An 8,941-nucleotide genomic window follows, 5' to 3' on the forward strand; every position below is an offset into this window, starting at 1 on the left:
CAATAACAGGGTTGAATCCTTTTTTCTATACTTTTTCACCTAATAGGTGAATTTTTTTTTGTAGAAAAGCATTATTTTAAGCCATATCTATTATGATTTTTATTTTTTCATGAATAATTAGGGATTTATTTATCTATTAATTATTTATTTTCAAAAAAATTTTTATTAATATAATTAACTTGAATAAAAATATATTCCAAAACATTAACTACTATACTATTTCCTGCCAACTTATACAACTTACTTGGAACAAAAAACTTTCTATTCTTACAAACTTCAAAATTATTGTCCACTAATGCTTGAAAATCTTTTTCTTCAAATCCCATTAACATAAAACACTCTCTAGGTGTTAAATATCTAAAATTGCTTTTTCCTTGAATTAAACCTTCATAATGTATAACACCAGAATTAGGATGTCTATCTTGCTTAGTAGTTATTGTTGATATAGCTTTAATAGCTATATTTTTACCATCAAATATTTTATCATTTTCCTCATATATTTTTTTCCTTGATTTAGTGTCATTAGGTTGAGCCTCATTAGCTTCTTTTCTGTATTTTTCATTTGAATTATAGTACAATCTTAATATATCACTTATATCTTTATGTTTTATGTTTAACTTATTTAAATATAATTTATTATTTAAATCATTATTTTTCATATATTCTATTATTAACTTTGATTTTTCATGATTTTCACCACAAAATACACTTAACATATATACACGCTCTCTTTTTTGAGGTATTCCAAAATCATTTGCATTTAACTTATATATAAAATTTATATATCCCATACTTTTTAAAACTTTTTTCCACTCTAAAAAATTTCCTATATGAGTATTAGACAATATATTACTTACATTCTCCATAAGCAAAAATTTTGGAAGCTTTATTTTAGCATTAAATCTTTCTAATAGTATCCTTTCTACTTCCCATAGCATACCAGATCTATTATTCGCATCTCTATTTATTCCACTATTATTTCCATGCCAAGCTCCAGCTATTGATAAATCTTGACATGGAAATGAATATGTAAACAAATCAGTGTTTTCGGATAATGTGTATCCAGTCACATCTGTTATACTACCTAAATTATGGCTACGCTTTATTGCATATAAAAGCCTACTAATAGTTTCTTTTCCTAATCTCTTAAATCCCTCTTTAGTTAATTTAGTTTTTCCATCATTACTTAACGTATAACATTCCAGTTCTGCTATTAACTCTTCTTTATTTTTAATCTCATATTCACTGATATCTTGTGGCCCATAATGAATAATATCATATGCTATTATAGCATTTATATCCCATTCAATAGTTGCGATGACTTCGTGCTCTATACCTATGTTCTTTAATGCTTTTACTTGACTTCCTATTCCACTAAATGATTCTACTACTCTTAGCACTTTTATCACCTCATCTTTCATAACTGTTTATTAACCCATATATCTCACTAAAATTTTATCAGTTGTTTTAACTAAAATCTATAACTATACTCAATTGTTATTTATATCCTTCTTGATAAGCTTTTTCTTTAACTTTTAATAATACCTTACATTGTCTAGGTGTAGGCATTTTACCAGTTTTTTCGCAATTAGCTACTAGTTTAACCAAATTCTTCTCTAAATCAGATAATAGTCTCTTATCTATAGCCCACTCCATCATCCCTTTCCAATAATCACTTCCTAACTTTATTACTTCTAGTTCAACGTTTATATCTGCATCTAATTTTCTCTCTTTAATTCCTAACTTATTTTCATTTATTTCATTTTCTTTCAAAATCAAACTTAGCAAAAATTTTTCATCAAATGTCCACTTTTCCTTTAAAGCTCTTTCCCAACAAATTTCTTTTTTACACCATTCTGTTACATTCAATGTTAATCTATCATCTCTTGTTATAAATAAAAAAACTTCTTTACTTAGAATAGTTAATTGCTTTTTCAATTCACTATATAAACTTTGTTCGTTCCAAATTCTTTTAAAATCAAAACTTAATTTTTTATACTCTTTTTTTATATGATTAAATAATATTGCCAAGGTATATGTTACAATATTGGCTCTATATGATTTTATCTCCTTATACCATTCTTGATTTGATACTATTTTTTCTGTTTCTTTATATAATATTGCTAAAGCTATAATTTTTTTATAATAATATTCATTAAATTTTGCATCATTTTCTTTCCATATTTTGTCTATCCTATTGGCAAATTCTCTCATTCCCGCTTGAGCACCTCTACTAACAATATATGGATATCCTTCAATTGTATTTATATATTTGGCTAAATCCACCTTTTTAATAACTTGATTTTTAGGATTTTTCATTAAATATTTTTTTCTTTCTGACTTAGTTAATTTCATTTGTTCTTGTGTATGTTGACCTCTTGCTCTCTCATAAAACCAAATTGTCTGATATTGATTTCCATTTACTGCTGGAGCATACATTTTTCTTGAATATTCTTCTATTCTAATATGATAAGGATGATTAGAAAAGAAGTCCGCTTCATCAACCTTATTTTGACTATTTGCACATCTAGATATTATAGGAATTATTTCTTCTGATTTTTCATAATCTACTATAGATAATTTCATAGGAACAATTATATTAGAAACATCTTTTTTATCTTGTAAAACCGCATTTGCTATAGATGCTGTAGTTTGTCCACCATTTATTATTTGCAAATCTTTCAACTTTTTAATAACTAATCCATTTTCTGTGTTTTCACATTCTACTTTTGTAGCTGTAGCTGCTATTCCATTATTAAAAGCAAAAAACATTTCTGGTTCATTTAATATGGTACTTCTTATTTGTTTATTTACTTTTCCTCTTATACTCAAAAAGGATCTAACATTACCTTCTAATAACCTTGAACCATACTTAATATATAAGTTAGCTAAAATATCTCCTGGGATAGCTGTTAAATACGATTTATATCTTTCTTTCTTACAATCTACTGCTAGTATAGAAGATAATCCTTTTATTTTATAATCTCCTAAATTTATCTCAATGCTCTCTTTTTTCATTTTTGATTTTGCAATATTATATGCTCTCGATATATCCCAAACATTTAATTCAATGCTTTTATCTTGAATTATCTTGTTATTAATACTCTTTATTCTATCGCTAATTATCCTATCTGAAATAATATAAAATCTAAATTTAATGATTTCTTTTATTCTACTTGCAAGTTCTAATGAAAAACTATAACCTTCGCTACTTTCTTCACACTTATCTTTTATATAACCATTTAATGAATTCTCAACAAATGCTTCCATCTTTGAAAATAATTTTTCAACATCAGTATTTCTTATTGTTCCTAATTCATCTGAATTAGAAAAATCACTTATTAAAATTACGCAACTCTTATCCACCTCATCAAAATAATAACCATCTATTTGTATTCTTTTATTTTTTTTACCAATTGATTCAAAATATATTTCTGTAAAATCATCAAATTCTTCTGCTTCTATTAATATATCCGTAATATAGTTAATGAATTCACTGTTAATATCCGTCATATTAGCATTTGCTGCTATTCTTATATCTTCTAGCAGTACTTGTCTATATTCCAATAATTCCATACTACTCGTCTCCCTCTATAAACCTTTCAATATCTTTTAATAAAATATCATAACTAACCTTTACAATTCCATTTCTTAAATCTCTATTTCTTATCCTTGGGAATTCTTCTTCCACACTATATCTTACTTTTTTTATTAGTTTATAATAAACTTCATTATAATCATCATCATATAAATATCCTATTTCTAATAACTTATCTTTAAATAAAAGACACGTATTAAAATTATTAATCTTACTCTTGATATTATCAATAATAATATTTAATGATATTGCATTTCTAACACTAGCATTGCTTTTTTTAAAGGTAATAACTTCTAAATATCCCTCTAAATTAGATTCTAATTGCTCTATAGAACTTATCTTAACAGTAGTAGCTCCTTGCTTAATTGATTTAACTTCATACCAAATATCTTCAAATTCAAAATCTTTATGAGATTTATTGGGTCCCATCCATGATCTTATTGCTTCATTATATCCGATTTCAGGTGCCAAATAATCTCTTATAAAAACTAATTCACCTATTAATCCTTGTATCTCATTTTCGTTTAATAATCGATTACTCGCCTTCTTAAACATTAATTTCCATTTATTCCATCTGCTTAATATAAATGAAACCTCATCATTACTTTCAATATATCTACTACTCTCTATAATATCTTCACAAAATCTATAAAAAATAATTTCACTCTCTTTATTTAACAATGCAAATGATAAAGAATATTCTTTGTTATTCTTTTTAAACAATTTTATATCAATTGCTTTAGATGATTCAACATGTCTTATTTTTCCTTTTGCAGTAATAACCATAGTTGCACAATTATCTTCAGAATATCCTAAATAAATATCTAGTTTATGATTATCATCAATTCTTCTAAATGTTTTATCTGGCTTTTCTTGCTCAAATCTCAACTTAATTTTACTTAACATTACTCTTCATCTCCAAATTCTTCACCAAATTCATCCTCATAAGTTAAATCTTGTTGAATTTTATTAATAGTATATTTAGCTAATTTAGTTTTATTATTTTTTAATTTGGGAATTCCTACACCTATACCAACTAATGGATATTTACTTTTATTAAATTTATTTTTAATTTCATCAACGCTTTCACTGTCTTTATTTTTACAATTGTTCAGTTCAACTATGTATATCATCAGCAGAGGATTTCTATCAACATATTTAAAATAATAATTTTGAGGAACATTCTTCTTTTCTGTACAAGATTGGACATGTTTTATCTGCTCTTTCGTTAATCCATACTTTCCATCACTTGAGCTACCTAACCTTTTATTTTTACCTGACATTTTTAATATTTTCCCTTTATTTTCTATTGAAAATGATCTTTTAATTCTCTTTATTTTTTTATCTCCAATAATTTGAAACTCTTTTTCTGATTCTCCTGATGCAAATGCAATATCCCATTTTTCCAACTCTCTACCTTTATACCCATTTATAAATTCTATAATATGCTCCGTATTAAATACGGTATTTATTGTTGGCAACTTGAATTCACTTAATAATTTTATTACTGACTTCTTGTCAATATTTTTAAATATATATGAATTTTTACCTGATTGCTCTACTATTTTCTTATTGCTCAGTAATTCTATCACCATATTTTGTATTGCTTGGCTATTTTGCTTATTAAAATCTACATCATTAAATAAATTTGTAGTTTCAATTACTTCCCCACTTAAATTAACACATACTTCTACTGAGCTAGCTGTCCTCATTTTATTTCTCGCTGTAACAAGTAATGCATTTATGTCCGATCTAACTCTTAATCCAAAATCCTTTGGTGTCAATCCAGAATTTTCATATTGTTTTATATCTTTTCTTAATTCATCTGTAGCTAAACTAATATGTTCATACCACTCTATACTTTTTGGCGTCATCCAAATTTTACATAAATCTTCATAATTCTTTCTATACCCAAACCATCTTCCCATTTGCATAAGCGTATCATACATTTTGGAATTTCTATAAAAATAACTTACAATTAATCCTTCTAAAGTTAACCCTCTTGATAAACTCAATCCACCAATTGCTATTACTCTTAATCCATGTGTTTTACACTCTTCATAATTTAATGCATTTTTTTTACTTTGATTTACTGTCACTATTGTAATAGGCGTTATTGATTTATACATATTCTTTTTTATATCATCCCATTTATATCCTAGTTCACTATAATTTCTTTTGAAAGCATTATATATTCCATTTATTATTTCATTTTGTGAATTAGTACATCCATATAGTCTTATAGCATTTTGTACGTCTTTAAGATAGTTATTTACGATCCTTTCAATTTGATTTTGTACATTTGTAAATCTACTAACATTAATTAGCATAGATCTATGAACATTAATATCATCTCTTAAATCTCGTATAACATTTGCAATTAAAAATACATTAATTGCTTCTATTAAATCTAATGGAATTGAATAAACCAAAAAATCACTTTTATGATTACTTGGTATATCAATTTCTATAGCATCTTCATCTATCTCTTTTAACATACCTCTATGCTTTCCGTCATCTTCAAAAATATTTCTTGCTCCTATATAATTTGTTGGTGAGTTTAATGAATATATATAATCTTTAGGAAACAAATCTTCTTTTATCATTTCATCATTTGATTCAGGGTCTATAAAGATATTAGCAAATGGTGTTGCTGTAAATCCTACATAACTAGCTTTTCTAAATACACTTAACAATTCTCTTATTTGAAAATTTATAGTTGTTGGATTTCTATCTTCTGGATTAGTATTAACTGAAGCATTGTCTGATTCGTCATCAATTACTAATATCGAATTATCTATTATATCATTTTCACTTTGATTAAATGTTTTAAGCCACTTATTCAGATGCTTTAAAGTAGAAACATTTTTCTTAATAACAAACAATACAGGCTCATTTATTGTTGCTAAATTGAATCCTAAATTTCTAGCTGTTTGTGCTTTAAAATCATTCATTGTTGATGTTAACACTACTGGATTAAAACTTGAATTATACTTACCTACACCTATAACATTATTAACTTTTTTATTTATCATGGCCGTACTATCTATTCCAACAAACCCTTCATCTAATCTCATTTGTGTTTGTTGACGCAACTTTTCTATTACACCTGTTAAGAGTACTACTACTTTATATCCAGCATCTACAGCTTTGCATATAAGCCCCGTATAATTTGATGTCTTCCCTGATTGAACATCACCAATAATAAGACCTCTCCGTTGAAATGAACTATCTAATTCAGGATCACCTAATAAATCAGTTAATGTGTCTAACATAGTATCCATTGTATTAACTACATCACTTGGAAATTTTTTTTGTCCTACAAGATACATCTTATACCTTTCCCAATATCTCATTTCTAAGTCAGCTTTCCTGTTTAAAAACCATTTTTCATGCTTAACATATCCTTCAATTAAGGTTCCTAAATTAAGCTTTATTGATCTTTCTGACAAAATTTCTTTTCTTACCTCTTTAATATCATCTTTAGTTAAATTGCTATTAAACATAGGTAACCTACTAAATTCACTAATTATTGTATCTATTTCATTTTCATTATTAGCATTTTTACTAACCACCATTTGCAAAATAACATCATGAAACTGCTTTGTTATATTATTCATTCTCAACTTTCTCCTTCACTAATAACTTCAATTCATCATTCATACAATATGGCTCGGTTTTTAAAAAAGATTCCGCTATCTTCTTATAGTCAAAATTATTTGATTTTGCAAACTCTATTTGTTCCATTACTTCTTCAAACAATTCTTCTGTTTTTTTTGATTTGCACTTTTCATTTATGTTTCCTTTTGCTGCATCTATATATAATGTTGCAACTGGCAATGTTTCTTCTAATTGATTTAATAAATCATCAAGAGAATTTATTTGTTCTTTATTTAATGTCGCTTCTAACAGCTTAATTTGTGGAAGTTTTCTATTGATTTTATACTCAAATGCTCCCCTATTTTCAATTCTTTCCCACACATAATCAAACTCGTTACCATTAACTTTTCTTCCTCTATAGCTATGTACTGACTCACTATTTAACACCGCCTCATAAACACAATTATATAAATTCTTTTTTATTAAATCTGGTAGGTTAGCTGAGCTTTTCTTTATATCTATATTCCACATATAATCTAAGTCATTTGGTATATCAACCTGAACACGTGCTAATTTGCTTAACTCATCTTTTCTTTCTAATCTAAACCAAGTTCCCCATATAATCAACCGTCTATTTCTATATATGTAAAATCCTTGTTCACTTTTCAATCTATCTTTACCGCCAATCTTATCTAAATCACTTTTCTTTAATTTAGATACATGTGGAAGTATATATGGCTTAACACTTATTGTTGCTCCTGATATATTCAAATTTTGCTCTCGCTTTCTTTGAGTTGCTTTATTGGTTATTAAAAATGGATCTCTTCCTTCTACCTTTCTACTATTTACATATATATCTATCTCTTTTTCTAGAAATCTATGAAAAACTAAAGCTATATGATCAATTGTTGTATCCATATGCCTATTTAATGTCTTTTGTAGGTTATTCGTTGACTCTTGAATTCTATCAAATTTTTGTAGTAATATATATGTTCCAGATTCAACATTATTTAGCATGTCAACCTCAGGAAATTCTTTTAATTCCTCTTCATTGTATCCAATTAACATCCACGCACCTTGTTCTATTACATAGTCCAAATCCCATGAATATCCATGTGTTTCATTGTTTTTTTTACTTATTACTACTAATTTTCTACAATGAGATAGCGATGCTGATTTCAACCCTAAACCAAATCTTCCCAAATCATTTTTTTCTCTAATATCTAATGGATTTTTACTTCCATATCTCATAGCATCTTCTATTTGACAGCTTGTCATTCCATGCCCATTATCAAAAATTATCATATATGGTTCAATATCATCTGATAATCGTATATCAATTTTATTGGCATTTGCACTAATACTATTATCTATTAAATCTGCTATAGCAGCTTCAAATGAATATCCTAAAGATCTCATAGATTCTATTAAACTTGGTGCAAATGGAATACTTTCTTTACTAAACACTATAATCACCTTATTATTATTTATTTTATAATATCATGAAATAATATTATAATTAACTATCTACAATTATACTATAAAATATTTATACTAGTCTGTCTAATTTTAAATTGATAGTATTATTCCATTCTTCACCATTTATAATTTATATGCTATAATAGTGCAAAAATGCTTGAATAATTTTACAGCATAATAAAATAAAAAAACATTTATGATAAAACCCTGTTATAATTAAGTTCTCACACAAAAAAAACACACAAGGAGTTAAACATAAATGTT

Annotated in this window: 5 protein-coding genes; all 5 read right to left on the reverse strand. The window is 26.4% G+C overall.

Translation table 11 applies throughout. The features are described 5' to 3' along the window. Positions 1-140 precede the first annotated feature (140 nt). Positions 141-1,400 carry a DNA (cytosine-5-)-methyltransferase gene (dcm, locus tag GBZ86_RS09850; protein ID WP_327444853.1) on the reverse strand — a complete coding sequence of 420 codons (1,260 nt, stop codon included), beginning with the start codon at positions 1,398-1,400 and terminating at the stop codon, positions 141-143. A gap of 97 nt (positions 1,401-1,497) precedes the next feature. Further along, the gene (locus GBZ86_RS09855) at positions 1,498-3,576 is read right to left on the reverse strand and encodes an AIPR family protein (RefSeq protein WP_152890221.1); all 2,079 of its coding nucleotides are present in this window, start codon (positions 3,574-3,576) and stop codon (positions 1,498-1,500) included. A 1-nt stretch (position 3,577) separates the two neighbouring features. Continuing rightward, a complete protein-coding gene (locus GBZ86_RS09860) occupies positions 3,578-4,504 on the reverse strand; it encodes a PD-(D/E)XK motif protein (RefSeq protein ID WP_152890223.1) in 927 nt (308 codons plus the stop codon). Beyond that, on the reverse strand, positions 4,504-7,218 hold the full coding sequence (locus GBZ86_RS09865; RefSeq protein WP_152890225.1) for a Z1 domain-containing protein: 2,715 nt from the start codon (positions 7,216-7,218) through the stop codon (positions 4,504-4,506). The genes GBZ86_RS09860 and GBZ86_RS09865 overlap by 1 nt, the downstream gene beginning before the upstream one ends. Further along, positions 7,211-8,665: an ATP-binding protein gene (locus GBZ86_RS09870; protein WP_152890227.1), complete on the reverse strand. Its 1,455-nt coding sequence runs from the start codon at positions 8,663-8,665 to the stop codon at positions 7,211-7,213. Before GBZ86_RS09870 ends, GBZ86_RS09865 begins: the two co-directional genes overlap by 8 nt. Positions 8,666-8,941: the final 276 nt, after the last annotated feature.

This window comes from Clostridium tarantellae (genome assembly GCF_009295725.1).
GTDB classification, from domain to species: Bacteria; Bacillota; Clostridia; order Clostridiales; family Clostridiaceae; genus Sarcina; species Sarcina tarantellae.